21 protein-coding genes are annotated in these 25950 nt (G+C 71.5%); 16 read left to right on the plus strand and 5 right to left on the minus strand.

Features of this window, described 5'->3' with window-relative positions:
- The first annotated feature begins 111 nt into the window (after positions 1 to 111).
- The 8 genes from OG842_RS22635 to OG842_RS22670 all read left to right on the plus strand — a co-directional run bounded on the left by OG842_RS22635 (position 112) and on the right by OG842_RS22670 (position 10322).
- Complete coding sequence (locus OG842_RS22635; RefSeq protein WP_266732084.1) at positions 112 to 642, plus strand: hypothetical protein; 531 nt, start codon at positions 112 to 114, stop codon at positions 640 to 642.
- A 105-nt stretch (positions 643 to 747) separates the two neighbouring features.
- Positions 748 to 1692, plus strand: coding sequence for an LLM class F420-dependent oxidoreductase (locus OG842_RS22640; protein WP_266732086.1), 945 nt, complete (start codon positions 748 to 750; stop codon positions 1690 to 1692).
- A gap of 10 nt (positions 1693 to 1702) precedes the next feature.
- Entirely contained in the window at positions 1703 to 2500 is a 798-nt protein-coding gene (locus OG842_RS22645; RefSeq protein WP_266732088.1) for an SDR family NAD(P)-dependent oxidoreductase, read from the plus strand.
- Positions 2501 to 2613: 113 nt separating this feature from the next.
- Entirely contained in the window at positions 2614 to 3735 is a 1122-nt protein-coding gene (locus OG842_RS22650; protein ID WP_266732090.1) for an LLM class flavin-dependent oxidoreductase, read from the plus strand.
- A gap of 163 nt (positions 3736 to 3898) precedes the next feature.
- Entirely contained in the window at positions 3899 to 5638 is a 1740-nt protein-coding gene (locus OG842_RS22655; protein WP_266732092.1) for an N-acyl-D-amino-acid deacylase family protein, read from the plus strand.
- Positions 5635 to 7101, plus strand: a complete 1467-nt coding sequence (locus OG842_RS22660; protein ID WP_266732094.1) for an aldehyde dehydrogenase family protein — start codon at positions 5635 to 5637, stop codon at positions 7099 to 7101. Before OG842_RS22655 ends, OG842_RS22660 begins: the two co-directional genes overlap by 4 nt.
- A gap of 247 nt (positions 7102 to 7348) precedes the next feature.
- Positions 7349 to 8914 carry an APC family permease gene (locus OG842_RS22665; RefSeq protein ID WP_266732096.1) on the plus strand — a complete coding sequence of 522 codons (1566 nt, stop codon included), beginning with the start codon at positions 7349 to 7351 and terminating at the stop codon, positions 8912 to 8914.
- A 220-nt stretch (positions 8915 to 9134) separates the two neighbouring features.
- Positions 9135 to 10322: a macrolide family glycosyltransferase gene (locus tag OG842_RS22670; RefSeq protein ID WP_323185771.1), complete on the plus strand. Its 1188-nt coding sequence runs from the start codon at positions 9135 to 9137 to the stop codon at positions 10320 to 10322.
- 58 nt (positions 10323 to 10380) lie between these two features.
- On the opposite strand, the gene OG842_RS22675 is transcribed toward OG842_RS22670, so the two are convergent.
- A complete protein-coding gene (locus OG842_RS22675) occupies positions 10381 to 11040 on the minus strand; it encodes an endonuclease (RefSeq protein WP_266732098.1) in 660 nt (219 codons plus the stop codon).
- Complete coding sequence (locus OG842_RS22680) at positions 11037 to 11606, minus strand: DNA polymerase ligase N-terminal domain-containing protein (RefSeq protein WP_266732100.1); 570 nt, start codon at positions 11604 to 11606, stop codon at positions 11037 to 11039. Before OG842_RS22680 ends, OG842_RS22675 begins: the two co-directional genes overlap by 4 nt.
- A gap of 282 nt (positions 11607 to 11888) precedes the next feature.
- Between OG842_RS22680 and OG842_RS22685 the strand changes: the two genes are divergently transcribed.
- The 3 genes from OG842_RS22685 to OG842_RS22695 are packed head-to-tail and all read left to right on the plus strand — an operon-like array spanning position 11889 to position 14839.
- Complete coding sequence (locus tag OG842_RS22685; protein ID WP_266732102.1) at positions 11889 to 13178, plus strand: MFS transporter; 1290 nt, start codon at positions 11889 to 11891, stop codon at positions 13176 to 13178.
- A gap of 30 nt (positions 13179 to 13208) precedes the next feature.
- Positions 13209 to 13820, plus strand: a complete 612-nt coding sequence (locus OG842_RS22690; RefSeq protein ID WP_328512447.1) for a TetR/AcrR family transcriptional regulator — start codon at positions 13209 to 13211, stop codon at positions 13818 to 13820.
- Complete coding sequence (locus tag OG842_RS22695; protein WP_328512448.1) at positions 13817 to 14839, plus strand: DMT family transporter; 1023 nt, start codon at positions 13817 to 13819, stop codon at positions 14837 to 14839. Before OG842_RS22690 ends, OG842_RS22695 begins: the two co-directional genes overlap by 4 nt.
- Here the strand turns inward: OG842_RS22695 and OG842_RS22700 are convergent.
- Complete coding sequence (locus tag OG842_RS22700; RefSeq protein WP_443064069.1) at positions 14796 to 16304, minus strand: CehA/McbA family metallohydrolase; 1509 nt, start codon at positions 16302 to 16304, stop codon at positions 14796 to 14798. The genes OG842_RS22695 and OG842_RS22700 overlap by 44 nt on opposite strands.
- 278 nt (positions 16305 to 16582) lie before the next feature.
- On the opposite strand from OG842_RS22700, the gene OG842_RS22705 reads away from it, so the two are divergent.
- From OG842_RS22705 to OG842_RS22725, 5 genes are all read left to right on the plus strand, one after another.
- Positions 16583 to 17428 carry an LLM class F420-dependent oxidoreductase gene (locus OG842_RS22705; protein WP_266732108.1) on the plus strand — a complete coding sequence of 282 codons (846 nt, stop codon included), beginning with the start codon at positions 16583 to 16585 and terminating at the stop codon, positions 17426 to 17428.
- A 127-nt stretch (positions 17429 to 17555) separates the two neighbouring features.
- Positions 17556 to 19037 (plus strand): peptidoglycan D,D-transpeptidase FtsI family protein, encoded by a 1482-nt coding sequence (locus OG842_RS22710; RefSeq protein WP_266732109.1) that lies wholly within the window; start codon positions 17556 to 17558, stop codon positions 19035 to 19037.
- A 182-nt stretch (positions 19038 to 19219) separates the two neighbouring features.
- Complete coding sequence (locus OG842_RS22715) at positions 19220 to 22720, plus strand: hypothetical protein (RefSeq protein WP_328512450.1); 3501 nt, start codon at positions 19220 to 19222, stop codon at positions 22718 to 22720.
- A 278-nt stretch (positions 22721 to 22998) separates the two neighbouring features.
- Positions 22999 to 23637, plus strand: a complete 639-nt coding sequence (locus OG842_RS22720; protein WP_266732112.1) for an RlpA-like double-psi beta-barrel domain-containing protein — start codon at positions 22999 to 23001, stop codon at positions 23635 to 23637.
- A 337-nt stretch (positions 23638 to 23974) separates the two neighbouring features.
- Positions 23975 to 24730: a hypothetical protein gene (locus OG842_RS22725; protein ID WP_266732113.1), complete on the plus strand. Its 756-nt coding sequence runs from the start codon at positions 23975 to 23977 to the stop codon at positions 24728 to 24730.
- Positions 24731 to 24752: 22 nt separating this feature from the next.
- Here OG842_RS22725 and OG842_RS22730 read toward each other — a convergent pair whose 3' ends face one another.
- Both OG842_RS22730 and OG842_RS22735 read right to left on the minus strand, forming a co-directional pair.
- Positions 24753 to 25400, minus strand: coding sequence for an HAD family hydrolase (locus OG842_RS22730; RefSeq protein ID WP_266732114.1), 648 nt, complete (start codon positions 25398 to 25400; stop codon positions 24753 to 24755).
- 117 nt (positions 25401 to 25517) lie between these two features.
- Complete coding sequence (locus OG842_RS22735) at positions 25518 to 25934, minus strand: RNHCP domain-containing protein (RefSeq protein WP_266732115.1); 417 nt, start codon at positions 25932 to 25934, stop codon at positions 25518 to 25520.
- Positions 25935 to 25950: the final 16 nt, after the last annotated feature.

Genomic DNA, 25950 nt, shown 5'->3' on the forward strand with positions numbered 1-25950 from the left:
GCCGGCTGCCCGTCGGACGCGGTGCCGGACGCCGCCCCCTCTCCGCCCCTGCTCCGACCTCCGCGGAGACGCCCGCTCTGCCGTGCGAGGCTGGGCCCGGAGGTGGTGGCCATGGGAGGGTCGCGGGGCGAGGGGGCGGTCCCCGGCGGGCGCCTGGTGTTGCACCGGTTCAACGGTGACGAGGAGTACGGCCTCGACACGGCGGTGGTGCGGGTGATCCGCTCGCACGACGGTGACGCGAACGCCGGGGTGACCGTCTGGTTCGAGGCGCTGGCGGACCCGGACGCCGCGCGGCGCTGCGAGGACACGGCCGACGCGGGCGCGGCCCCGTCCGCCGAGGTGGGCGTCGCCATGGCGGCCGCCGAGGCGGACATCGACCGGCTGGTCGGGCGTACGTTCCTGATGCCCGGGGTGGCCGAGGGCGAGGACTCGGCCATGTCGCTGCTCTACTACTTCGAGCACGAGCCGCTGCGGGACAACCGGATCACGGTGGTCGCGCGCGACGGCGAGCTGCTCCGGCTGCGCTGGACCGGGGAGTGCGACGACGTGAACTTCTACGACGGGAGCAAGGCCCCGACCCGGCTGGAGATCGAGGGCGAGTTCCTGTTCCGGGACGCCGACGGCAGGCCCCCGGCCTCGTAACCACTCCTTCCCCGCCCCTTGCCTGATGAGGCGTCAGGTATCACGATGGCCCCCGCGCCCGTCAAGTGACGGTGTGTCAGATTCCCTCGGGGAGGAGGCCGTTCGATGCCGATATCGACCACCGGGCCGCTGTCGTACGGGATGCAGCTGCCGATCCAGTCGCAGAGCACCATCTACGCCGAGGGGTGGGAGGCGGCGGCCGGTCCGGACGACCTCGCCGAGATCGCCCGGACCGCCGACCGCACCGGCTTCGCCTATCTGGCGAGCTGCGACCATGTCGCGATCCCGCGGCGGCTCGCCGGGGTCATGAGCACCGTCTGGTACGACCCGGTCGCCACCCTCGCCTATCTCGCCGGGATCACCGCGCGGGTCCTGCTGATGAGCCATGTCGCCGTCGTCGGGCTGCGCCACCCGCTGGTCACCGCCAAGCAGTACGCCACCCTCGACCACCTCTGCGGCGGCCGGCTGATCCTCGGCGTCGGCGCCGGGCACGTGGCGGAGGAGTTCGAGGCGCTCGGGGCGGACTTCGACGGGCGGGGCAGGGTGCTCGACGAGACCATCGACGCGCTGAAGGCGGCGCTCGGCCCGGAGGAGTACCCGGAGTTCGCGGGGGAGCGGATCTCCTTCGGCGGCCTCGGGCAGCTGCCGCGTCCGGCCCAGGAGCGGGTGCCGGTCTGGGTGGGCGGCTCCTCGCCGGCGGCGGTGCGCCGGGCGGCCGTGCGGGGCGACGGCTGGCTGCCGCAGGGCGATCCCCGGGAGAAGCTGCCCGCGCAGATCGCCCGGCTGAAGGAGCTGCGGGAGGCGGCCGGGGTCGAGGCGCCGATCGTCATCGGTGCGATCACCGAGCCGCTGTACGTCGGTGAGCCGGACTGGTCCGTCGGGCGGCGCACCCTCACCGGGAAGCCGGAGGCCCTCGCTCAGTCGCTGCGCGCGTACGCGGCCATGGGCGTCCACCAGATCCAGGTGCGGTTCCGCAGCCGGAGCCGCAGCGAACTGACCGACCAGATGGCGGCGTTCGCCGCCGAGGTCGCACCCCATCTCGACAGGTAGGAGTCAGGCCATGGGCAAGCTGGACGGGCGGGTCGTACTGATCAGCGGGGCGGCGCGCGGGCAGGGCGAGCAGGAGGCGCGGCTCTTCGCCGCGGAGGGCGCGCGGGTGGTGATCGCCGATGTGCTCGACGAGCAGGGCGAGGCGCTGGCCGAGGAGCTGCGGGGCGAGCTGGGGAAGGAGGCCGCCAGGTTCGTCCACCTGGACGTGAGCCGGGAGGAGGACTGGCAGGGCGCGGTCGCCGCCGCGAAGGACGCCTACGGGAAGATCGACGGGCTGGTCAACAACGCCGGGATCCTCCGGTTCAACGAGCTGCTGAGCACGCCGCTGGAGGAGTTCCAGCAGGTGGTGCAGGTCAATCAGGTGGGCGCGTTCCTCGGGATCAAGAACGTCGCGCCCGAGATCGAGGCGGCGGGCGGCGGGACCATCGTCAACACCGCCTCGTACACCGGGCTCACGGGCATGGCGTTCGTGGGCGCGTACGCCGCCACCAAGCACGCGGTGCTCGGGCTGACCCGGGTGGCCGCGATGGAGCTGGCCGCGAAGGGGATACGGGTCAACGCCGTCTGCCCCGGGGCCGTGGACACCGCGATGACCAACCCGGCGGCGCTGGACCCGTCCGCCGACCCGGAGGAGTCCAAGGCCGCGGTGGCCGAGCTGTACCGGAAGCTGGTGCCGCTGGGGCGGATCGGGCAGCCGGAGGAGGTGGCGGCGCTGGCGCTCTTCCTGACCTCGGACGACTCCTCGTACATCACCGGGCAGCCGTTCGTCATCGACGGGGGATGGCTGGCGGGCGTCAGCCTGTTCTGAGCCGACCCAAGCTGACGGTGTGTCAGCTATTGACGGGTAACGGTGCCGGTGGAACAGTCGGACGCATCAAGATCTGACGGAGTGTCAGAAACGATTGAGGACGGTGAACCCCCTTGGAATTCGGGCTCTTTGTACAGGGGTATGTGCCCGCCGCGCGGGCCAAGGTCGACCCCGGGGCAGAGCACAAGGCGCTGATCGAGGAGACCGAGTACGTCATCCAGGCGGACAAGTCCGGCTTCAAGTACGCCTGGGCCTCCGAGCACCACTTCCTGGAGGAGTACTCGCACATCTCGGCCAACGACGTGTACCTGGGCTACCTCGCGCACGCCACCGACCGCATCCACCTCGGGTCCGGCATCTTCAACCCGCTGGCCCCGGTCAACCACCCGGTGAAGGTGGCCGAGAAGGTCGCCATGCTCGATCACCTGTCGGAGGGGCGCTTCGAGTTCGGCTCGGGGCGCGGGGCCGGCAGCCACGAGATCCTCGGGTTCATGCCGGGCATCACCGACATGAACCACACCAAGGAACTCTGGGAAGAGACCATCGCCGAGTTCCCCAAGATGTGGCTCCAGGACGAGTACGTCGGCTTCCAGGGCAAGCACTGGTCGCTGCCGCCGCGCAAGATCCTGCCCAAGCCGTACGGGAAGTCGCACCCGGCGATGTGGTACGCGGCCGGCTCGCCGTCCTCGTACGCGATGGCGGGCAGGAAGGGGCTCGGCGTGCTGGGCTTCAGCGTGCAGAAGGTCTCCGACATGGAATGGGTCGTCGAGTCCTACAAGAACGCCGTCAAGGAGGCGGAGCCCGTCGGGGACTTCGTCAACGACAACGTCATGGTCACCTCCACGGCCATCTGCGCCGAGACGCACGCCAAGGCCGTCGAGATCGCGGTGGGCGGCGGGCTGAACTACCTCCAGTCGCTGCTCTTCCGCTACCACGACACCTTCCCCCGGCCGGAGGGGATCCCGGAGTGGCCCGAGCTGCTCCCGGAGTACACCGAGGAGATCATCGAGCTGCTGATCGCCGAGGAGCTGATGATCTGCGGCGACCCGGACGAGGTGCTGGCGCAGTGCAAGAGGTGGGAGCAGGCGGGGGCGGACCAGCTGAGCTTCGGGCTGCCGATCGGGGTGAGCCGTGAGGACACGCTGAACTCGATCAAGCTGATCGGTGAGCACGTGATCCCGAAGATCGACACGGACCCGGTGCACCGGACGTCCCGCTTCCGCGACGCGGCGTAGTGGTTTCCGGGGGCTCCGCCCCCGGCCCTCCGCTCCTCGATCGCCGGAGGGGCTTCCAGAGCTGCGGCGTCTTCCCGGACCGCCGCTCCGTGGGGCCGGGGTGCGTACCGCGGCCGTGCGCACCCCGGCTGCACATCCACCCACCACAGAAGGGAACCCCGCCATGCTCGACCACCTCATCCGCGGAGCGACCGTCGTGGACGGCACCGGCGGGCCCTCGTACCCCGCCGACATCGGCATCCGCGACGGCCGCATCGCCGTCGTCGCCGAACCGGGCACGCTCACCGAGGAGGCCGTCACCACCGAGGACGCCACCGGCCTCGTCCTCGCGCCCGGGTTCGTCGACCCGCACACCCACTACGACGCCCAGCTCTTCTGGGACCCCTACGCCACCCCTTCCATGAACCACGGCGTCACCACCGTCGCCGGGGGCAACTGCGGGTTCACTCTCGCACCGCTGCACCCCGAGCGCCCCGAGGACGCCGACTACACGCGCCGGATGATGTCGCGGGTGGAGGGCATGGCCCTCAAGGCGCTGGAGGAGGGCGTCGACTGGACCTGGTCCAGCTTCCGCGAGTACCTCGACGCCCTCGAAGGGCGGATCGCCGTCAACGCCGGGTTCATGGTCGGGCACTGCGCCCTGCGCAGGCACGTCATGGGCGCCGACGCGACCGGCGGACAGCCCACCCCCGAACAGCTCGGCGCCATGCTCGCGCTGTTCCACGACGCGATGGACGCCGGGGCCTGGGGGCTGTCCACCACCCAGTCCAGCACCCACTCCGACGGCGACGGGCAGCCTGTCGCCTCCCGGCACGCCCTGCCCGAGGAGCTCCTCGCCCTCTCCCGGGCCGTCGGCGAGCACGAGGGCACCCAGCTCGAAGCGATCGTGGCCGGCTGCCTCGACCAGCTCTCCGACGAGGAGATCGAGCTGCTCGTCGACATGACCGCCACCGCCGGACGCCCGCTGAACTGGAACGTCCTCACCATCGACGCCGCCGTCCCCGAACGCGTACCGCGCCAGCTGGTGCCCAGCGAACGGGCCCGCCGGGCCGGAGGCCGGATCGTCGCGCTGACCATGCCGATCCTCACTCCGATGAACATGTCGCTCGGCACCTTCTGCGCCCTCAACCTCATACCCGGCTGGGGCGAGATCCTCGCCCTCCCCGTTCCCGAGCGCATCGAACGGCTCCGCGACGCGGACACCCGCGCCGAGATGCTCCGCCGCGCCGACAGCAAGGAGGCCGGAGTCTTCCGCCGCCTCGCCGACTTCGGCCGGTACGTCATCGGCGACACCTACAGCGAGGCCAACGAAGGACTGACCGGGCGCGTGGTGCGCGACATCGCCGCCGAGCGCGGGCTCGACCCCTTCCACTGCCTCGTCGAGATATGCGCCGCCGACGAGCTGCGCACCGTGCTGTGGCCGATGCCCACCGACAACGACCCCGCGTCCTGGGCACTGCGCCGCGAGACCTGGGAGCACGAGGACGTCATGCTCGGCGGCTCCGACGCGGGCGCGCACCTGGACCGGATGTGCGGTGCCCCGTACACCACCCGGTTCCTCGGCGACTGCCTGCGCGGGCGCAGGCTCGTCCCCCTGGAGCGGGCCGTGAAGATGCTGACCGACGACCCCGCCCGGCTCTTCGGCCTCCGCGACCGGGGCCGGATCGAGGAGGGCTTCCACGCCGACCTCGTCCTCTTCGACCCGGAACGCATCGACGCCGGTCCCGCCACCCTCGTCCACGACCTGCCCGGCGACAGCCCCCGGCTCGACTCCAAAGCCATCGGCATCGTGTCGGTCCGGGTCAACGGGGTGGAGACGCTGCGCGACGACAAGGTGACCGGCGCGGTCCCCGGCACGGTGCTCCGTTCCGGCCGCGACACCCGGACGGTGAGCACGGTATGAGCGACGACAAGAAGCGCCGCCTGTTCATCGGCGGCCGGTGGACCGAACCCGACCACGGCCACTACGAGGTGATCGACCCGGCCACCGAGGAGGTGGTCGGCCTCGCCCCGGAGGCGAGCCGCGAGCAGGTGCACGCGGCGGTGGCCGCGGCCCGGGAGGCCTTCGGCACCTGGTCGCGCACCCGCCCCGAGGAGCGGGCCGAGATCCTCGACCGGGCGGCCGGCCTGATGCTGCGCGACCTCGACGGCAACGCCGCGCTCGCCCGCGCGGAGAGCGGTGCCACCACGGGGACGGCCCGCGGCATGCAGGTCGCCGTCGGTGCCTCCCGCTTCCGGCGGTACGCCAAGGGCGCGCTGGAGCCGGTCGAGGAGGCGATCACGCCGCAGATCAACGAGGCCGGGCCGATGGGGCGGGCGGGGGTCTTCGGGGCCCTGGCCGTGCGCCAGCCGGTCGGAGTCGTCACCTGCATCACCTCGTACAACAACCCCTGGGCCAACCCGGCGGGCAAGGTGGCGCCCGCGCTGGCCATGGGCAACACGGTTGTCGTGAAGCCCGCCCCGCAGGACCCGCTCTCCGTCTTCCGGATGGCCGAGGCACTGGAGGAGGCGGGCGTTCCGCCGGGCGTCGTCAACGTCGTCACCGGGTCGGGCCCGGAGGCGGGCGAGGCGGCCGTCGACTCCCCGGACGTCGACATGGTCAGCTTCACCGGCTCCACGGGGGTCGGGCAGCGCATCGCCGAGGTGTGCGGGCGCGGGATGAAGCGGCAGCTGATGGAGCTGGGCGGGAAGGGCGCAGCGGTCGTCCTCGACGACGCGGACCTCGACTCGGCGGTGGCGGGCATCGGCACCACGTTCTCCTTCTACAGCGGTCAGATCTGTACGGCTCCGACCCGGGTCCTGGTCCAGCGCGATGTCCATGACGCGCTGATCGAGAAGCTCGCCGTCTACGCCGGTCATCTGAAGGTGGGTGATCCGGCGGCCAGGGGCACGGTCGTCGGCCCGGTCATCTCGGCCACCCACCGCGACCGCGTCGAGTCGTACGTGGAGCTGGGCCGGAAGGAGGGGGCGAGGGTGGTCACGGGCGGCGAACGCCCGGCCGGACTCGACCGCGGTTTCTATGTCGCCCCGACCCTGCTCGCCGACTGCACCAACGACATGCGCGTCGTCCGCGAGGAGATCTTCGGCCCGGTCGTCGTGGTCGTTCCCTTCGACGACGAGGAGGAGGGCATCGCGCTGGCCAACGACAGCGACTACGGGCTGATCGACTACGTCTGGTCCTCGGACGTGGCCCGCGCCTTCCGGGTGGCCCGGCGGCTGCGGGCCGGCGGGGTCGGTGTGAACACCATCGGGCGGAACATGGAGGCCCCGTTCGGCGGGTTCAAGAAGAGCGGTGTCGGGCGCGATGTCGGCTCGTACGCCCTGCACGCGTACAGCGAACTCCAGTCGATCGTCTGGCCCGGCTGAACCGGTACGCGACCGTGGGTGTCCGCTCAGCGGACACCCACGGGAAATTTTGAATGCCCACAAAACGGACAGCGCTGCGGTTCCCGTACGGTGCTGCGGTCGGGTCTCGACCTCGCATCGAAAGGTAGAAATCGCGAACGGCCTTCAATTAATCAAGGTCTTTCCGTATTGTTACCTGGAATTCAAGGATGAGACAGCGGAGTCTCGCGTTCCGGATGTGGAAATCGTAGCGTTTATCGTCCTTTTCATGACTCAGCTGGACGCGCGGCCACAGGCCGGAGACACAGTGAGGGGCGCCGACCCGGTCGACGGCGGCGTACGCGGCAAGGGCCTCGGCGGGAACTCCGTCGGCCTGATGGGCAGCGCCGTCATCGGCATCTCCACCGTCGCCCCCGTCTACTGCCTCACCTCCACCCTCGGCTCCACCGCGGGCGAGGTCGGCGTGCAGATGCCCGCCGTCTTCCTGGCCGGCTTCCTGCCGATGCTGCTCGTGGCCTTCGCGTACCGCGAGCTCAACAAGGCGATGCCGGACTGCGGCACCTCGTTCACCTGGACGGTCAAGGCGTTCGGTCCGCGCGTCGGCTGGATGTGCGGCTGGGGCCTGGTCATCGCGACGATCATCGTCCTGTCGAACCTGGCGGGCGTCGCCACGTCGTACTTCTGGCTGCTGGCGGGCGAGATCACCGGCAACAGCTCCATCGCCGCCCTGGACGACAACAAGCCCGTCCACATCGTCACCTGCCTCGCCCTGATCGCGGTCGCCACGGCGATCAGCTACCGGGGGATGACGGCCACCAAGGGCATCCAGTACGCGCTGGTGGGGCTCCAACTCGTCGTCCTCGCGGTGTTCGTGGCGATGGCCGTGCAGAAGGCGCACAGCGGCGAGTTCGCCTCGTCGCTGGACTTCTCCTGGTCCTGGCTGAACCCGTTCGCCGTGCAGTCGTTCGCCGCGTTCACCGCCGGCCTGTCGCTGTCGATCTTCATGTTCTGGGGCTGGGACGCCTGTCTGACCGCCAACGAGGAGACCACCGGCAGCGAGAAGACCCCTGGGCGGGCCGCGCTCATCGCGATGGTCGTGCTCGTCGGCTCCTACCTGGCGACCGGCGTCGCCGCCCAGATGGCAGTCGGATCCGGCACCTCCGGGCTCGGCCTGGCCAACCCCGGCACCTCCGACAACGTCTTCGCCGCGCTGGCCGGTCCGGTCATGGGCCCCGGCCTCGGCATCCTGCTCTTCGTCGCCGTGCTCGCCTCGGCCGCCGCGAGCCTGCAGACCACCTTCATCCCGGTGGCCCGCACGGTGCTCGCGATGTCCACGTACGAGGCCCTGCCCGCCTCGTACGCCCGGGTCCACCCGCGCTTCCGGACCCCGGGGAAGGCCACGATCACGGCGGGCGTCGCGACCGGTGTCTTCTACACGGTCATGACCCTGGTCAGCGAGCACGTCCTGGTCGACACGATCTACGCGCTCGGCCTCATGATCTGCTTCTACTACGCGCTGACGGCGTTCGCCTGCGTCTGGTTCTTCCGCGCCGACCTGACCCGCTCCTTCCGTGACCTGGTCTTCAAGGGCCTGTTCCCGGGTGTCGGCGGCATCCTGCTCACCGCGGTCTTCGGCAAGACCCTCTACGACATGTGGGACCCGGCCTACGGCTCCGGCTCGTCGGTCCTCGGGGTCGGCTCGGTGTTCGTCATCGGTGTCGGGCTGCTGCTGCTCGGCGTGGTGCTGATGCTGGTGATGCAGCGCCGCAGCCCGTCGTTCTTCCGCGGCGAGGTGCTGACCAAGGAGACCCCGGCGCTGGTCGTGGAGGACTGAGCGGACCGGTGGGGCGTCCCGAAAACCCCGTGCGCGTGCGCACCGGGACGGGTTAGGGTCCCGGCATGTACTTCATGTATCAGATCTACGGCTGACACAGGGGCGGGGCACGTACCCCGTCCCGCCGCATCCGAGTGCGCCCACGGTGTTTCGTTCCCGTGGCCGGCGCACCGGATCGCTGTGTCCCATTCACCGCAGATCTGAAAAGAAGTGATCCTTCATGTCACGTCGCACCTCACGTCGCCGCGCCCATGTCGCGATGATCGGTATCCCCGCCGTCAGCCACGTCCTGCCCAGCCTTGAGGTCGTCCGGGAGCTGGTGGCCCGGGGCCACCGGGTGACCTACGCCAACGACCCGGCGGTGGCCGGGCTGATCGAGGCCACCGGCGCCGAGTTCGTCCCCTACAGCTCCGTGCTGCCGGTCGCCGACAACGACTGGCCCGAGGACCCCATCGGCGCGATGGGCGTCTTCCTCGACGACGCGGTCCAGGCGCTTCCGCAGCTGCGCGCCGTCTACGACCGCGACCCCGCGGACCTGTATCTCTACGACATCGGCGCCTACCCCGCGCGCGTCCTCGGCGAGACACAGGACCGCCCCCTCCTGCAGCTGTCCCCGACCTATGTGGGCTGGGAGGGGTACGACCAGGAGGTCGCCGCGGCCCTGTGGCAGCTGCCGGGCGCCGACGCCTACCTGGCCAGGTTCACCGGCTGGCTCGCCGACTGCGGGGCGACCACCGGCGACGTGGAGGCCTTCTGCGGGCCGCCCGCGCGGTCCCTGGCGCTGATCCCGAAGGCGATGCAGCCGCACGCCGACCGGGTCGACACCGGCACGGTCACCTTCGTCGGCCCGTGCTTCGGCACCCGGGCGGACACGGGGGAGTGGACGCGTCCCGCCGATGCCGAGAACGTGCTGCTGGTCTCGCTGGGGTCGGCGTTCACGAGGCGGCCGGAGTTCTACCGCCAGTGCCTGGCCGCCTACGGCGACCTGCCCGGCTGGCACGTCGTGCTCCAGATCGGCAAGTACACGGACCCCGCGGAGCTCGGCGCCATCCCGGCCAATGTGGAAGTGCACTCCTGGGTGCCCCAGCTGGCGATCCTGGAACAGTCCGACGCCTTCGTCACCCACGCGGGCATGGGCGGCAGCAGCGAAGGGCTGTTCACCGGCACGCCGATGATCGCCGTCCCTCAGGCCGCCGATCAGTTCATGAACGCCGACCGGCTCGTCGAGCTGGGCGTGGCCCGCCGCATCGACACCGACGAGGCCACCGCGGAGGCCCTGCGGACCGCCCTGACCGAACTGGTCGCCGATCCGGAGGTCGCCAGGCGCTCGGCGGCGCTCCGCGCCGAGGCGCGGGCGGAGGGCGGTACCTCGCGGGCCGCCGACCTCATCGAGGACATGCTGGGCTGACCGGGGCGCCGCAGCGGCGCCTCGGGCGGAGGGCGGTTCTCAGGGGTGAGAGCCGCCCTCAGGCGTGAGACCTGACGTCGTCCACGACGTGCTTGTCGAGTGCGGCGCGCACCAGGGCCGCCGCGAGCACGGCGACCTCGTGCCCGTCCGTCGGCCCGGCCGACCCCGCCAGCTCCACCAGCTTCGCCGGGGAGGCGGGCAGCCCCAGCCGTTCGGCGCCCTGGAGGGCCTTCCCGTCCACGAACGGGGCCACCTCCGGCCACACCGCCTGCACCTCGCGGACGAAGATGTCCGCACCGGCCGGGCCGATTCCCGGGGTGCGCCGCAGCCCGGCCCGCAGGGCGTCCAGGTCGCCGTCGGCCTCCTCGCGCAGGCGCCGCAGATCGCCGCCGCAGTCGGCCAGCAGGAGCTGCGCCCCCTCGCCGAGCTGGGTCGCGGTCCGCTCGTCGTAACGCCGGTAGCCGCCCTCGCCCAGTGCGTCCACCCGCTGCTGCCAGGTCGCCCCGGCCATCCGTTGCGGTGAGCGCATGCCGTGGGCGAACAGCGCACGCGCCGCCGACACCGCCACGGAGGCGCGGATGCGGGCGCTCAGCAGATCGCTGAGGACGAGGAGTTGGTACAGCGGCTGCGGGGTGTTCCGCAGCCGGATCCCGGCTTCGGCCGCGTACGTGGTTCCGCAGCGGGTGAGCAGGGCGTCCACGGTGTCGCGGGCGGTCACGGGGGCCCGCTGCCCTCCTCGGCCGCGACCTGGGCCAGGGTGCGGCCGGTGCGGGCCGAGCGTGCCAGGTACGGGTCCGGCAGGTCGGCACTCTCCTGGGTGGCCCGTCCGTCCTTGGCCTTGATCAGCAGCCACACCTCTTCGCCCGGGGCGTCGCCGCCCTTGAAGCGGGTGAGCGCGAACTCGCCCTGCAGTTTGGTCCCGTCGAGCCAGAACGTCGCGTGCCCGTCCTCCAGGGACTGCTCGAACGGCACGGGCGCACCCCACCGGTCGTGGCTGAGCGGCCGGTAGGTGCCCTGGTCCCAGACGATCACCGTGTCATCGCCGTACTCGCCCTTCGCGATGACGCCCTCGAAGGTGCGGTACTCCAGCGGATGGTCCTCGGTGGGGACGGCCAGCCGTCGCACGCGAGGGTTCTCCGACGGGCCGCGCGGCACCGCCCACGACTTCAGTACGCCGCCGACTTCCAGCCGGAAGTCGAAGTGCATGCGCCGCGCCTGATGGATCTGCACGACGAAGCAGGGGGCCGGCCCCGTCCGATCGCCGTTGTCGCCGGTCCTGTCCATCCGGACACCTCCTCCGGCAGCCCCGCCCGGTGTTCCCCTTCCACTGTGACGCCCCTGGTGGCGAAGCGCACCGGGACGGGTTCCGGCGCCGGTCCGGGGCCCGTCCGGAACCGGCCCTCACGCAAGTATCTCGCCATCAAGTATCTTGACATCGAGACTGTTTCCCCGGCAGTCTTCGTCCTGCTGTTCAAGATCTCTTGTCCGAGGGGGCGCGTGATGCGGCGAGGCGAAGGGCGACGCGAAGGGCGAGGAAAGGGAAGCGGGCGGGAGCGCGGGCCGGGGTTGCTGGCGCAGTTGCGCAATCCGCCGGGCGGCCGCAACGCGCGGATCATGCTGCTCGCGCTGGCCGTGGACCGGACGGGCTCGGGGCTGTGGGCCGCGTCCTCTGTCCTGTACCTCACCTTCGTGACGCATCTGAGCGCCCAGCAGATCGGGGTGCTGCTGGGCGTGGCCGGAGTCGCGGGCATCGCCGGCTCCCCGCTGGCCGGGCGGCTGGCCGGCCGCTTCCCGGTGCGCGGGCTGCTGATCGGCTGTCACCTGCTCCGGCTGGTGACGCTCGGCCTGGTCCTGGTGTGCACGGGATTCGACGCGCTGCTCCCCGTGGTCGCCGTGACCTATCTGGGCGACCGGGCCGCCAAGACGCTGGAGATGCTCTTTGCCACCCGGGCCGCAGGCGAGCGCCGCGCCGCGTACCAGGCGCTGTCGCGCAGCGCGGCCAATGCGGGCTACGGCGTCGGCGCGGGGCTCGCGGCCATCGGCCTGGCGGTGGGGACCACGGGCGCCTACCGCGTCCTGATCCTGGGCAACGCGCTCTCGTTCGTCGTCGCCGCGGTGCTGGTGTGGCGTACCGGCGAGCCGGCGGGGAGCGCCGTCGAGGTGGCGCGGTCCGGGGGTGCGGCACCCGCTGCTCCGGTACCGGACGGGCGGGCTCCCGCCCGGAGGTCCAGCCCGTGGCGGGACCGGGGGTACCTCAAGTTCGCCCTCCTGGACATCCCGATGAACCTCGACGACTCGGTCCTCGCCGTCGGCCTGCCGCTGTGGCTGGTGAACCGCACCTCCGCGCCGCACGCCCTGGTCCCGGCCTTCCTGGTCATCAACACCGTGCTGGTGGTGGTGCTCCAGCTGAGCGTGTCGAAGCGGGCGGAGGGGCCGCGCCGGGCGACCCGGGCGGTGTTGCTGTACGGAGTCCTGATGTTCGTGTGCTGCGGCTTGCTGGCCGCCGCCACCCGGGGCGGGGCCTGGGTGGCCGGGGCGGTCCTGCTCGCGGCGGCGCTGCTGGTCACGCTGGCGGAGCTGATGCGGTCGGTGAGTTCGTGGGAGCTCGCGGTGCTGCTCGCGCCGCAGGACGCCCGCGCCGCGTATCTGGGGGTGGCCGGAATGTCGCAGTCCATCCAGAAGTCCGCCGGGCCACCGCTGCTGACCGGTGTGGTGATGGCCGCCGGACCGGTGGGCTGGCTGGTGCTCGGGGCGGCGGTCGCGGGCCTGGCGGTCGTGCAGCGACGGGCCTGTGTGCGGCGGCTCGGCATCGGCTCGCCCCGGTCCGAGGATGCCGCCACCCTCACTGTTAGGTAGACTGACCTACCTAATTAGGAGGTGGGCGGCATGGGCGAGGCGAAGCCCGAGGAGAAGCAGCCGGTGAAGCGGCGGCGCGGGGCGGCGCGCGGGCGGATTCTCGACGCCGCCGCGCGCCGGTTCTACGCGGACGGCGTGGCGGCGACGGGCATCGACACGATCACGGCCGAGGCCGGCGTCGCGAAGATGAGCCTCTACAACAACTTCGACTCCAAGGCCGACCTGGTCTGTGCCTACCTCCGGGCCAGGCACGAGGAGTGGCTCGACCTCTACCGGCGGCGCCTGGCCGACGCGCAGGGACCGGCGGAGGCCGTGCTGGCCGTCTTCGACGCCTACGCCGACCACGCCGATTTCGCCTACGAGCACGGCTTCCGGGGCTGCGGCCTGCTCAACGCGGCCGCCGAACTGCCCACCGGGCACGAGGGCCGGACCGTGGTGCGCCACCACAAGGAACAGGTCGAGGGCCTGCTCGCCGCCCACCTCCAGGAGCTGCTGCCCGGCCGCGACGAGCAGGCCCGGTCCGTGGCGGAGCACCTGGCGTTCCTGCTCGAAGGGGCCATCGTGCGCGCGGGCCTCGAAGGCGACGGCACGCGCATGCGGCGCGCCCGGGACCTGGCGGCATCCCTGGTGGGCGCCCTGTGACCGGGGCGGCGGCCCGGCCCACAGCTGGAGCGGGCCTCGGCGCACTCGCGGTGCTGCTCGCCTCGGTGCTCTGGGGCACCACGGGCACCGCCGCGACCTTCGCGCCCGAGGTGGGCCCGCTGGCGATCGGTGCGGCGGCGATGGGGTTGGGCGGCCTGCTCCAGGCACTGGTGGCCGGGCGCCGCATCGCCGGGGCCCGCACGGAGCTGAGGGCGCAGTGGCGGACCGTGCTCGTCGGGGGAGCGGGCGTGGCGCTGTATCCGCTCGCGTTCTACACCTCCATGCATCTGGCCGGGGTCGCGGTCGGGACGGTCGTCTCCATCGGCTCGGCCCCGCTGGCATCGGCCCTGATCGAGCGGTTCGCGGACGGCCGGACCCTGTCCCGGCGATGGCTGGCGGGGGCCGCCCTGGGGCTGGCCGGCACGGTGCTGCTCTGCGCGGCCGAGGCCGCGCAGGCCGGTGCCGGAACGGGCACCGGCTCCGCCCGGCAGACCGTCGTCGGCGTGCTGCTCGGGCTGGTCGCGGGCCTGACGTACGCCGTGTACGCGTGGGCGGCCCACCGCCTCATCACCCGGGGCGTCACCTCGCGGGCGGCCATGGGCGCGGTGTTCGGCCTCGGCGGGCTGATGCTCGTACCGGTGCTGCTGGCCACCGGGGCGCCGCTGGTCGCCTCCTGGACGAACGCGGGCGTCGGGATCTACATGGCGCTGGTGCCGATGTTCACCGGGTACGTCCTGTTCGGCTACGGCCTGTCCCGGATCCCCGTCAGCACCGCGACGACCCTGTCCCTGCTGGAACCCGCCGTGGCGGCGGTCTTCGCGGTGCTGGTCGTGGGCGAACACCTGCCGGCCCTCGGCTGGACCGGCATCGCACTGGTCATCGCCTGCCTCGGCGTACTGACCGCCCCGTCCCGCCCCTCCCGCCGTCTCCGCGCCGCGACAGTGCCGGAGCCGGAGCCGGGCCAGGGGCGTGAGGTCACATGGGCCTCTGACGCCCCTCCAGGAACACCGGATTGGTGAGCGCCGCCATGGCTCCGGGCAGCCCCGGCACCGTCGCCGGATGCCGGACCTCGGCCCGTACGTAGGCGGCGTAGGCCGGAGTCGTACGCCATTCCACCGCCCCCGTGCCCGACCCGGGCAGCCCGGCCGTGAACAGCGTGCCCTGGTCGGTGACGAAGTGCGCGGTGCAGCCGGGCGCCCCGGTCACCTCCAGCCGCACGGTGACCGGGGTGTCGTCCCCGTCCACCCGCAGCCGCTCACCGATCCCCGCGTGCTGTCCGCGCCCGCCCGAGACACCGAAGGAGAGCGTGACGGCGGACGACTCCGCGATGTACGAGTGCCCGGCCCGGATGCCCGCCACGATCGCCTCGCGCGACAGCTCGTCGGCGAGGACGACGGTCTGCGGCAGCCCCACCACGTCCGGCTCCCGGTGCGCGTCGCTGTTGCCCATCGCCGCGACCCACGGCTTCGCCCAACGGACGGCGGCGACCAGGGAGTTGTCCCACTCGGCGAGGGCGATCTCGTCGTCCGGGGTGTACGCCCCGTTCCACACCTCCACCGCGTCCGCCTCGCCGAAGCCGAACTTCCAGTGGCAGCCGATGCAGGTGGCGTGCGGATGGGCGGGCACCACCAGACCGCCGGCCCGGCGCACGGCCTTCGCGTAGTGCCCGAACCGGTTGTCGCGGGCCCGGTAGCGCCAGTCCACGAACGTGCCCGGATCGGTGGCCACCGTGAGCACGTGCCCGTTGCGGGTGGTGATCTCCTCGCCGGTGAGGACGAGCAGGTCCTCGCCCCACAGCCCGCCCCACGCCCCGTGCGCGGAGTACGTGTTGTGTTCGCTGCTGTTGATGAAGTCGAGCCCGGCCGCGCGTGCGGCGGCGGCGATCTCGGCGGGGGTGCGCCTGCCGTCCGAGTGCACGGAGTGCAGATGGCAGTCGCCCCGGTACCAGGCCCGCCCGCGCCCCTTCGCCCGCTTCGGCGGATACACCGGCTCCGGCGTGGACCCGGCGGGCCCGAACCGCAGGGTGACCGTCACCTCGTACGGCAGCCCCTCGGGCGCCACGGTGTAGGGGCCGAGCGCGATGTTCCACGTACCGGCCCGCACCGGCCCCGCGATGTAGCCGGGCGTCGCCTCGTCCGCCCGGATGAAGAAGCTGCCGCGCGCCCCGCCGGACCAGCCCCGGAACCCGTGCCCGCCGAGTTCGGTGCCGCGTTCGTCGAAGATGCCGATGTCGAGGGCGTTGCCCTGTGTCCCGGCCGGTACGGGGGTCTTCTCGTACGCGTACGAGACGGCGATCTCCCGTACCCCGAGCGGTACTTCGACCGGCAGGTACACGAAGTCCGGCGACCCGGCCGGCAGGGTGCCGCGCACGGTCCTGGTGTCCTCGTTGCCTGCGTTCGAGGCGGTGGTGGCGTCGGCGAAGCTCACAGTGCCCAACGTTAGAGCGGTGGCGGCCGTACCGATGAGAAGGCCGCGCCTGGCCATCGGGCGGCCGTGAGCGGAGTGCGATCCGGACATGAGAGGGGCTCCCCGGGTGTCGTGGGTGTCGCGGGTGGCGAGGAATGACACGCCCCTGACACCCTGGCGGCCGGCGGTGAACCACGGAAGAACGCCGGTGGACCTGACCGGACCGGGCCACCGACTCCTCGCCCCCGCCCTTCCGGAAGCCCGGAAGCCCGGAAGCCCGGAAGCTCGGCTTTCCGCACCGCACGGCATACGTTGGGTTCTCGTCCCTCACCGGATCACGACGGAGGTGTCCTCAGATGCGGATCGGCACAACGATCTTCCTCACCGACGAGACGATCACGCCGCTGCGGCTCGCCCGCGAACTCGAACAGCGCGGCTTCGGCGGGCTCTACCTGCCCGAGCACACCCACATCCCGGTGAGCAGGGACACCCCCTACCCGGCGGGCGGCGAACTCCCGCCCGAGTACGGCCGCACCCTCGACCCCTTCGTCGCCCTCGCCCAGGCCGCCGCCGTCACCGAACGCCTGACCCTGGGCACCGGCATCACACTCGTCGCCCAGCACGACCCGATCGACCTGGCCAAGCAGATCGCCACCCTCGACCACCTCTCCGGCGGCCGGTTCACCCTGGGCGTCGGCTACGGCTGGAACGTCGAGGAGGCCGCCGACCACGGCGTCGACTGGCCGTCCCGCCGCGACCTGGTCCGCGACCGGATGGCCCAGATGCGCGCCCTGTGGGCGGACGAACCCACCGCGTACGAGGGCGAGTTCGGCTCGGTCCGGGCCAGCCACGCGTACCCGAAGCCGGTCCAGGAGCCGCGCGGTCCGGTGAACGGACCCCGCACCATGATCGGCGGCGCGGCGGGCCCGAAGCTGTTCGCCCACATCGCCGAGTACGCCGACGGCTGGCTCCCCATCGGCGGCCGGGGCCTGACCGAGTCCGTCCCGAAGCTTCGCGCGGCCTGGGACGCGGCGGGCCGCGACCCCAAGCACCTCCAGATCGTCCCGTACGCCGTCCTCCCGAGCGCGGGCAAGCTGGCGCACTACGCGGACCTGGGTATCGAGGAGATCGTCCTGCAACTACCCCCGGCGGGCGAGCCGGAAGTGCTGCGGGCGCTCGACGCCTACGCCCAGTACCTCTGAATCCCTGAACCTCTGGACCTCTGGATGGTTGCGGGCGCAACCATCCGCCCGGAATCAGCATCCTTACGGGCTAAGGGCCGAATCGTTGGTGAGCACGTGAGCAGATGAGTTACGGGAGTGGATCAGGATGAACAGGCCGCTGCGGCGCATAGCCATATTCTGCGGGCTGCTGGTGATGGCGTTGCTGCTGCGGGCGAACTGGCTCCAGTACTTCCAGAGCGAGCCCCTGGCCACGCATGAGCAGAACCGCCGGGTCAAGATCACCCAGTTCGCCACCCCGCGCGGCGACATCGTCGTGGGCAGCGACGCGATCACCGGTTCCAAGGCGGTCGACGGAACGGACTTCAAGTACAAGCGGACCTTCAAGCAGGGCCCGATGTACGCCCCCGTCACCGGATACGCCTCCCAGTCGCAGGGCATGTCCCTCCTGGAGAAGACGTACGACAGCATCCTCAGCGGCCAGGACGACCGCTTCGCCTTCCGGCACGCCAAGGACGTCATCACCGGCGAGCCGCGGCGCGGCGGCGATGTGATCACCACGATCGACCCGAAGGCGCAGAAGGCCGGCTACAAGGGGCTGACCGACCTCGGCGCGCGCGGCGCGGTCGTCGCGCTGGAACCGGAGACGGGGAAGGTCCTGGCCCTGGTCTCCACGCCCTCGTACGACCCGTCCGTCTTCGCCGGGAACTCGTTCAAGGAGGGGGACAAGTTCCAGGCGCTCGTCAAGGACAAGAGCAAGCCGCTGGCCAACCGCCCGCTGCGGGAGACCTTTCCGCCCGGCTCGACGTTCAAGATCCTCACGGCGGCCGCGGCCCTGGAGAACGGCGTGGTCACCGATGTCGACGCGCGGTCCGACGCGGTCTCCCCGTACCCCCTGCCGCTCTCCACGAACAAGATCGGCAGCGAGGCCGGCGACGCGGTGTGCAACAAGGCGTCCATGAAGACCGCGATGCAGTACTCCTGCAACAACGTCTTCCTCGACGCGGCGTCCAAGGTCGGCGACAAAAAGATGCGGGAGACCGCGGAGAAGTTCGGCTTCAACGCCGATGTGTACTCCGACGAGTTCGGCGACATGCTCGCCACCAAGAGCCTCTACCCGGAGAAGCTGGACAAGCCCGGCACCGCGCTGACGGGCATGGGGCAGGGCAGCCTCACCAGCACGCCCATGCAGATGGCGATGGTGACGGCCGCCCTCGCCAACGACGGCAAGCTGATGCAGCCGTACATCGTGGACGAGCTGCGCGGCCCCGATCTGTCGGTCCTGGAGAAGAACGAGCCGAAGCTCAAGAGCCAGGCCGTTTCCGAGGAGACGGCGAAGAAGGTCCAGGAAATGATGGAGTTCACCGCCAAGGAGGGCAGCGCCCAGCGCGCCCTGATCGACGGCGTCACGGTCGGCGGCAAGACCGGCACGGCGCAGCGCGGTGTCGATGTGAACGACGAGGTGCCGTACGGCTGGTTCGTCTCGTACGGCAAGTCCGGCGGCAAGTCGGTGGCGGTGGCGGTGTTCATCGACCCGACGGCCATGGACATCTCCCGGTCCGACATCTCCGGTGGCCGGCTGGGCGCGCCGATCGCGAAGAGCGTGATGAAGGCGGTGCTGGGCAAGTAGCCCGTGACCGGAACGGAAATTCCTCGGCGGCCCCGGACACCTGTGCGATGATCACGTGCGCTCATCTCTACGAGTCGCACACATCTCGCTTGTGTTCCGGGCCGTCCCGCGTTCGCGCGCTCGCGCGTCGTCCGTGAAACCCCTGGCAGAGGCGCACACTTCACCGGTCCGGGGGGAACGGAATGCCCAGCCATCCACATACGGCGGCGAGATCCAGGAGAGCGGCGGCGTACGCCGCGCTGCTGCTCGCGCTGTCGGTCCTGCTCCCGCTGCTGGTACCCGCGAGCGCCGCACAGGCGTACGCCCCCGCGGTGACGGCGGCCGATGCCCCGGTTGACGAGAACTGTCCCGTCCTGCCGCTCTCCGGCTTCGGCGAGGCCGCCCCGGCCCAGGGCAGGCCGACGATCCCGGGCGACGGCACGGCCTGTTTCACGTTCACCGCCGGGGTCGCCGGACTGCACAAGGTCGTGCTCGTCGGCGGCGCCAACGCCAGCACGTACTTCTCCGTCTACGACGGCGACACGAAGATCGACTGCTACGACCCCTCGTGGGGCGAGGGCTGGTGCCGGCTGCCCCGCGCGGGCGAGTTCACGCTCCAGCTGTACAACGGCTGGTCCGAGACGAGCAGGCCCACTGTCGCCGTCACCTCCCTCGTCACCACCGAGGGCTGCGCGCCGGAGATCGGCACCGCCTGGGACACCGCCCCCGTCGTCGGCTCGGCCGCCGGGCCGACCGCCATCCAGTGCCGGCTCTTCACCGGCAAGCCGGGCGAGCGGATCACCACCGAGATCAGGACGACCGCGTACGGCCAGGCCCTGGCCTGGATCACCGACGAGACCGGCGCCCGGATCTGCCCGCACCTCAACGAGGACGGCAACAAGGGCTGCGTACTGCCCGGCGACGGCCCCTACCGGGTCCTCTCGCAGGTCGGCGAGGCCGAGCACGGCTTCCCCGCCGAGTACACCCTCGCCGTCCGCCGTATCTCCGACCCGGCCGGCTGCGCCCACCCGCCGTTGAACGGATACAACTCCGGTCCCACGGCCGCCGACCCGGCCCACGGCTGCCGGACCTTCACCGCCCCGGCCGCCGGACGCTTCGACGCGTACTCCGTCTACGACGGCGTGCGCTCCGCGCTCACCGTGTACGACCGGAACGGCCGGACCGCCTGCGAGACCTGGAACGACTTCTGCACACTCCCGGCCGCCGGTGAGTACACCGTCTACACCAACTCCGCCACACTGATCATCGACGGCTCCGCCACCACGGGCTGCGAGCCGGTCGACATGGGCGTGCACCGTTCCGAGTTCACTGTCGGCGGCGAGATCGACTGTCTGTCCCTGCCGCTGCCCGCAGGCTCCCGGATGGCTGCGCTGGAGCCCGTCTTCAACGGCGCGCCGTACCCGGCCGTCTCTGTCGTCGATGCCGACGGCGTTCAGGTCTGCGTCCCCTCCCGGCCCGCGAACGGCACCTGCGGGCTCACCGGCAAGGCCCCGTTCCGGGCCCTGGTCACCAACGACAGCGAGTCCAAGCCGACCGGCCCGTACACCCTCGCCCTGTACCGCACCGACGCGCCGGCCGACTGCCCGGTCCTCCCGGCGGGCGACTTCACCGCGACCGGCCCCACCGCCCGCGTCGCCACCGGTGACGGCGTCTTCTCGCGCTGCCTGAGCATTCCGGCGAACGACCACAGCGCCGAGGAGAACATCCAGCTCCGGGCGGCACCCGGCACCACGGCCCTGGCCCAGTTCGTCGTCGTGGACGTCCAAGGCAAGGAGATCTGCTCGACCCGCCCCTCCGTCTCCACCTGGACGACCTGCGCGCTGACCCCGGGCGTCGCCCACACCGTGCTGGTCACCGGCCGCGACACCCCCGCCGAATACATCCTGGCCCGCCGCGACGTCACCGCGACCGCCAAGGGCTGCACCCCGAACCCGGCGACGAAGCCTGGCGGCCCGTCCACCGGCGGCACCATGGGCGCCCCCGGCGAGCTGCGCTGCCGCCAGGTCACCACCGCCGACGCCAAGGACACCCTGCACATCAATGTCCGCGACGCGCTCGGCACCGCCAACGCGGTGGTGTACGGCGCCGACGGCACCCCCCTCTGCGACAGAAACCAGGCGTGCGCCGTCACCGGCTCCACCCACTACCAGGTCCTGGTCACCGTTCCCACGACGCTGAAGGCCGCCGACTCGTACCGCTTCGACGCCCTGCGCATCGCGGGCCCGGACGGACCGGCCGCCGAGTGCGAGAAGGTCGCGAGCATCGCGTACGGCTACGGCCCGGTCACCGGCACCCTCGACGAGGAGCACACCGCCGTCTGCGCCGCGCTGCCCACCGCGTACAGCGACCGCTTCACGATGGACATCAGCGACACGACCGGTGCCACCGACACGGCGGTGCCCGCGCTGCACGACCCGAGCCTCGACAACGGCTGCGTACACGGCACCCCCGGCGGCTACCAGTGCTCGGTGATCGAGCGGTACTCCAGGGAGCTCACCCCGAGCATCCTGGTCCTCTCCCTGCCGGAGAAGGCCTCGCGGACCTCGTACAAGGCCGAGGCGGTCTGCCCGGGGCTCTGCGGCCTGGAGCGGGTGACCGTCACCAAGCTGGCCCCGGTCACCGGCGCCTCCGGTACGAGGACGACGGTCACGGTCACCGGCACCGCCCTGCACGAGGACGACCACGTCGTACTGCGCAACGCCGGCCGCGAGATCACCGGAACCACGGTCTCCGTCTCGCCCGACCGCCGTACCCTCACCGCCGAGCTCGACCTGACCGGCGCGGCCGAGGGCGCCTGGAGCGCGAGCGTCATCACCCACCGCAGCGCGGAGTACTCGCGGGGCGACTTCACCGTCACCTCGGCCCCGCTCCGCAACAGCGCACCACCGACCATCGGCACCACCGCCCGCGTCGGCGACCACCTCACCGCGTCCCCCGGCACCTGGACCCCTGCCCCGACCTCGTACACCTACCAGTGGGACGCCGACGGGCAGCCGATCACCGGCGCGACCGCCGCCACCTACACCGTCCCGGTCTCGCTGCTCGGCAAGAAGATCGGCGTCACCGTCACGGCCCGCCGCACCGGCACGGCGGACGTCCCGGCCACCTCGGCGGCGCTCACGGTCGCCAAGGGCGCGGCGCCCAGGGTGACGACCGCCCCGAAGATCACCGGTACTGTGAAGGTCGGCGCCAAGCTGACCACCACGGGGGGCAGTTGGACGCCCGCCGCCACCTCCTACGGCTATCAGTGGAAGGCCGACGGCAAGGCCATCAAGGACGCGACGGCATCGACGTACACCGTCCCGGCGTCGCTGCTCGGCAAGTACCTCACCGTCACCGTCACGGCCCACCGCACCGGTCACGCCGACGGTTCCGCGACGCCCGCCTCGGTGAAGGTCGCCAAGGGCAGCGCGCCCAAGGCCACCAAGCAGCCCACGATCTCCGGCACGGCAAAGGTCGGCCGCACCCTCAAGGCCGCCCACGGCACCTGGACGCCCACCCCGACCTCGTACGGCTATCAGTGGTACGCGAACGGCAAGGCGATCTCCGGCGCGACCAAGTCCTCGCTGACGCTCAAGTCCGCCCAGCGCGGCAAGAAGATCACCGTCAAGGTGACCGCCCGCCGCACCGGCCACGCCAGTGGTACCGCCACCAGCAAGGCGACCAAGGCGGTCGCCCGCTGACGTAGCCGAGTCGAACGCAAGGGCCGGGCGACCCGCACCAGACGGTGCGGCGCCCGGCCCTTTCGCTTATGGGCGACCGGAGTTCGCCGTCCGTTTCCGAACGTCAGTGGGGCATCAGTGGGGCATCAGCGGGATTGGTCATCATGAGGCCGCCGCGATCGTCGGTCCCCGTGGGCCGACGATCGCGGCGGCGTGGTCGCGAGGAAACTTCATGGCACCCCCCGCCGCGAATGCTTCGCATGCGCGCCGTCCGGAATGTGACATTCAGAGAGGGAACGTTGAGAGCAAAGATCGTCAAAATCGCGGCGGCCGCATTACTGGCCGTCGGTTCCGCTGCCGTGATCGTCGCCACCGCCTCCGCCTCGGAGGACACCGACATCCCCGTCCCGGCATCGAGCGCTTCAGGGCAACCGGAGGACCCCGCCCCCAGCCTGACCGAGTCGCCCCGTTCCACTCTCGCCCCGGAACCCAGCGGGACGATGCCGCCCCCGGAGCCGGGCCAGACAACGACGCCACCCCCGGAGCCGGGCCAGACAACGACACCGCCCCCGGAGCAGGGCAAGGCGACACCCCCGGCGTCGGGCCGGACGTCGGGGCCGCCCGCAGAGCCGCCGTCGAGCGGCTACCACGGAGACGCGACGTACTACCAGGCCGGACTGACGGCGTGCGGCATCGTGGTCACGGACAGTGATTTCGCTGTTGCGCTCGACTCCAGCATGTTCGAATCCGGATACCCGTCTCCCTCCTGCGGGAAGCAGGTCGAGATCACGCACAACGGAAAGTCCATAACCGCGACGGTCGTTGACCAGAGCCCGGGTGCGGGCAGGTACGGCCTCGATCTGACGCCCGGCGCATACAGTGCGCTCGCCTCCCTCGACCAGGGTTCGATCGACGTCACCTGGCGTTTCGTGGAGTAGCCGGCTCGCCCTTGAGCAGAGGCTTTCGAAAATGTCGCGAGGCGGGACCCGGTCGTCCGGGTCCCGCCTCGCGAATTTCGGGGGTCCATCGCCGCACTGTCCGGCCGGTCCGCGACCACTGGCACGCGACCCGGGTCCGGAACGCTCAGCTCCTGGACAGCGGCATCGGCAACGGCATCGGCAGCGGTATGGGTATGCGTGGAATGCCTTCTTTGTACCCGACCGGTCCTGCGGTGTCACGCCCTGGGCTTGCCCGAAATGACAGGTATGGGGCCCGTCGGTACGTTCGCCGCAGGTTGGCCGTCCGGCCGACGTCTCTGAGACGGAGAGAAGTGACATGCCTTCGCGTACCTTCGCCGTGGCGGCCGCTGTAGTCGGCGCAGCGGCCCTTGCCACCGGTATCACCTATGCGACTGACGGATCCACCCAGGCCGAACCGGCCGCCGCGCGGGCCGAGCAGCCCGTTCACCAGGCCGCCCCGCCCGCCCGGCAGGCCGCCCCCGCACCGGCCCCCCTCGGCAGCGAAAGCGACAGCGGAAGCGGAACGGAGGGCAAGACGGACGAGGGGAACAAGGCGGACGAGGGAGGCCAGGGAGACCAGGGCGGCGACCGCGAGGGTGGCGACCGCGGCGGCTCCGACCGCGAGGGCTCCGACCGCGGCGGGCGCGACGACGAGGGCTCCGACCGCGGCGGGTACGGCGACGAGGGCGGCGGCCGGGGCGGGCGCGGCGACGAGGGCGGCGGCCGGGGCGGGCGCGGCGACGAGGGCGGCGGCCGGGGCGGGCGCGAGCGCGGCTACGACCGGAAGGGGGAGGAGAGGATCTACTTCAACGAGCGGGAGTACGCCGCCTATCCGGGGGGCTGCGTCCCCGCGGCCAGCGGGCTTGGATCGAGCAGCTTCAGCATTACCAACAACAGTCGGCACGCGGTCGAGGTCTTCCGGGGGTTCGCCTGTGACGGCGGTGCTCCGGTCGCCACAGTCGGCCCCTACGGCAGCACCTACGGTGTCGTGACCCCCGACGTCCAAGGCGGCGTGTTCATCAACAACGGCGTCGCGGGCAGCTTCCGGGTGATCGGCCGCGACGAGTGGTGACGGCCTGAAGCCCCGCGAGTCATCAGCTCCCGGACAGCAGCGACGGCAGCTTGCGCATGTCGTCGAAGACCACAGTGTCCGGACCTTCCAGCCAGTGCGCCGGAGTCAGCCCGCCCGCGAAGCCGAATGCCCGCATCCCGGCTGAACGGGCGGCCTGCACCCCGTACTTGCTGTCCTCGACGACCACGCAGGCGGCGGGTTCGACACCCATCCGCCGGGCGGCGTGCAGAAAGAGATCGGGGGCGGGCTTTCCGCGTTCGACCTCGGTGGCGCTGAAGATGCGTCCCTCGAAGTGCGCGTAGAGCCCGGTGTGGCCCAGGGTGTGGCGCATCTTCTCGTGGCTGCCGCTGGACGCCACGCAAGTGGGGAGCGCGAGGGCGGCCAGCGTTTCGTGGATGCCTTCCACTGCGACGAGTTCGGTCTCGACGGCATCGCGGTGGAGGTCCTCGAAGCGCTTCTGCCAGGCGGCGGAAGCGCCGGGCAGGATCGCTTCGACCAGTTCGCCGATGGACTTGTTCGACCGCCCCACGAACTTCTCGACGACCTCCTGCGCCGTCAGCGGCCATCCCAGCTCGGCGCCCACCTGGACCTGGATGCGTACGGCGATCCGTTCGCTGTCGACGAGCACGCCGTCGCAGTCGAATATGACGAGTTCAGGAGCGGTGATCATCCACTCAGGATAGGGACTTCGCCGGTCGGCGAAGATGCGAGCAGGGCGGGACGGGCGCCGGGCGGGACCGGACGCCTCTGCCCGAGCCGGGTGGCTCGGGCAGAGGCGGCATCCGCGTCACAGCATGAGCAGCGCCCGTGCGGGGACGAGAGTGTCCGACAGGGGGCGTACGGCCATGCGCATCAGCGCGAGGGCGTTGTCGTCCCCCGCGATGCGGTTGGCACTGAGCTCACCGCAGGTCAGGCACTCATGGATGAGTGTCCATTCCCCGTCCTGCCGGACGGACAGGCTGAGCGCCGTCATCCGCCCGCGGCAGTCGGCGGCCCGGTCGCCCGGAATCCGCAGATCGACGTGCAGGCTGGTCAGGCAGTGCGGGCAGTGGTTGCGATGGGTGGTGCCCGGGGCGGTCAGTGGTACGTCGAGCCGACAGCCGGCGCAACGGAACGCGTCGCCACGGGTGCCGCCCGGCCCGTGCAGGACGTCCTTCCGTCTCTGCGGGCGGTACGACGACTGCCGGGGTCCACGTCGTGGCATGGTGGGTCCTCCGTCC

The organism is Streptomyces sp. NBC_00376 (assembly GCF_036077095.1).
Taxonomy (GTDB): domain Bacteria; phylum Actinomycetota; class Actinomycetes; order Streptomycetales; family Streptomycetaceae; genus Streptomyces.

Bases quoted from the DNA above. Each gene is read 5' to 3' on its own strand.
- OG842_RS22635 (WP_266732084.1), top strand. From the start codon at position 112: ATGGGAGGGTCGCGGGGCGAGGGGGCGGTCCCCGGCGGGCGCCTGGTG.
- OG842_RS22640 (WP_266732086.1), top strand. From the start codon at position 748: ATGCCGATATCGACCACCGGGCCGCTGTCGTACGGGATGCAGCTGCCG.
- OG842_RS22645 (WP_266732088.1), top strand. From the start codon at position 1,703: ATGGGCAAGCTGGACGGGCGGGTCGTACTGATCAGCGGGGCGGCGCGC.
- OG842_RS22655 (WP_266732092.1), top strand. From the start codon at position 3,899: ATGCTCGACCACCTCATCCGCGGAGCGACCGTCGTGGACGGCACCGGC.
- OG842_RS22660 (WP_266732094.1), top strand. From the start codon at position 5,635: ATGAGCGACGACAAGAAGCGCCGCCTGTTCATCGGCGGCCGGTGGACC.
- OG842_RS22665 (WP_266732096.1), top strand. From the start codon at position 7,349: ATGACTCAGCTGGACGCGCGGCCACAGGCCGGAGACACAGTGAGGGGC.
- OG842_RS22670 (WP_323185771.1), top strand. From the start codon at position 9,135: ATGTCACGTCGCACCTCACGTCGCCGCGCCCATGTCGCGATGATCGGT.
- OG842_RS22680 (WP_266732100.1), bottom strand. From the start codon at position 11,606: ATGGACAGGACCGGCGACAACGGCGATCGGACGGGGCCGGCCCCCTGC.
- OG842_RS22690 (WP_328512447.1), top strand. From the start codon at position 13,209: ATGGGCGAGGCGAAGCCCGAGGAGAAGCAGCCGGTGAAGCGGCGGCGC.
- OG842_RS22700 (WP_443064069.1), bottom strand. From the start codon at position 16,304: ATGGCCAGGCGCGGCCTTCTCATCGGTACGGCCGCCACCGCTCTAACG.
- OG842_RS22705 (WP_266732108.1), top strand. From the start codon at position 16,583: ATGCGGATCGGCACAACGATCTTCCTCACCGACGAGACGATCACGCCG.
- OG842_RS22710 (WP_266732109.1), top strand. From the start codon at position 17,556: ATGAACAGGCCGCTGCGGCGCATAGCCATATTCTGCGGGCTGCTGGTG.
- OG842_RS22715 (WP_328512450.1), top strand. From the start codon at position 19,220: ATGCCCAGCCATCCACATACGGCGGCGAGATCCAGGAGAGCGGCGGCG.
- OG842_RS22725 (WP_266732113.1), top strand. From the start codon at position 23,975: ATGCCTTCGCGTACCTTCGCCGTGGCGGCCGCTGTAGTCGGCGCAGCG.
- OG842_RS22730 (WP_266732114.1), bottom strand. From the start codon at position 25,400: ATGATCACCGCTCCTGAACTCGTCATATTCGACTGCGACGGCGTGCTC.
- OG842_RS22735 (WP_266732115.1), bottom strand. From the start codon at position 25,934: ATGCCACGACGTGGACCCCGGCAGTCGTCGTACCGCCCGCAGAGACGG.